The sequence below is a fragment of the Micromonospora sp. M51 genome (assembly GCF_018070305.1).
In the GTDB taxonomy this organism is placed as follows: domain Bacteria; phylum Actinomycetota; class Actinomycetes; order Mycobacteriales; family Micromonosporaceae; genus Micromonospora; species Micromonospora parva.
Window position 1 is genome coordinate 1 of record NZ_JAGPXZ010001222.1, and the last position, 1,101, is coordinate 1,101.

Here is a 1,101-nt window from a genome sequence, read left to right on the forward strand (position 1 = left end):
CACCAGCGCCGTCCGTACCGGTTCGGTGGGCGGGGTCGCCGGCTGCACGGCCTGTTGCCGGCGCAGGATCTCGTGCACCGCCGACGGCAGGTCGGAGGCCACCCACCCGGCGGCGGCGATCTCCTCCGGTCGGGTCACCGGGGTGGGCACCAGCACGCCCGCCGCCCCGGCGGCCAGCGCCGCGGCGACGTCCCGGCCGATGTCGCCCACCAGCACGCACCGGGACGTGGTGGTGCCCAGCTCGCGGGCGGCGGCGTGCACCAGACCGGGTGCCGGCTTGCGGCAGTCACAACCGTCGGCGTCGTCGTGCGGGCAGACCAGCCACGCGTCGAACCGGCCCAGCAGCTCCTCGACGCGGGCGTGCACCGCCCGCATCTGCTCCCCGGTGAAGTAACCCCGGGCCAGACCCGACTGGTTCGTGACGACCGCCAGCCGCAGCCCGGCCGCGCGCAGCCGGTCCAGCGCCGCCCGGGCGCCCGGCACCGGGCGCACCTTCTCCGGGTCGCCGTTGTACGGCACGTCCTCGATCAGGGTGCCGTCCCGGTCCAGCAGCACCGCGTCGTACAGGACGGGCCGGGGGCTTGCGACAGACCCGGAACCGGCGCGGTCAGCAGCGGCGTACACCTGGGCTGACCTGCGCTGATACGGATCCTCCTGGTCCTGTCGCACAGGCGGCGGGTTCCCTGCGCCCCGAGGAGTAAACGTCGTCGTCGAGGCGGTGGGCCAGCGCGCCGCGGTGCCCCGGGTCGGCCTTACCCGCCGTGCCGGAGAAGCTAACCCCGCCGGCCGTTAGCCAGTGCCGTGCCCCGGGTATGGAATCCCGGTGGCGATTGTGGAGAAAGTGATCGACGCTCCCCCGCAGCGGGTGTTCGACGTGCTCGCTGACGGATGGACGTACAGCGACTGGGTGGTCGGCACCGCGCACATGCGCGACGTGGACGACGCCTGGCCCCGGGTCGGCAGCCAACTGCACCACCGTGCCGGGCCCTGGCCGTTCTCCCTGCAGGACGCCTCGACGGTGCTGGTCTGCGAACCGCCGCACCGGCTCGTGCTCAAGGCCGGTCTCTGGCCGGCGGGCGAGGCGATCGTGGCCTTCACCCT

2 protein-coding genes are annotated in these 1,101 nt (G+C 74.1%); one reads left to right on the forward strand and one right to left on the reverse strand.

The genetic code is table 11. The features are described 5' to 3' along the window. The coding region (locus KBX53_RS33845) for an HAD family hydrolase (RefSeq protein ID WP_309140917.1) at positions 1 to 555 on the reverse strand (555 nt) is incomplete at its 3' end. Positions 556 to 823: 268 nt separating this feature from the next. Between KBX53_RS33845 and KBX53_RS33850 the strand changes: the two genes are divergently transcribed. Further along, a partial coding sequence (locus tag KBX53_RS33850; protein WP_210863909.1) for an SRPBCC family protein occupies positions 824 to 1,101 on the forward strand: 278 nt, incomplete at its 3' end.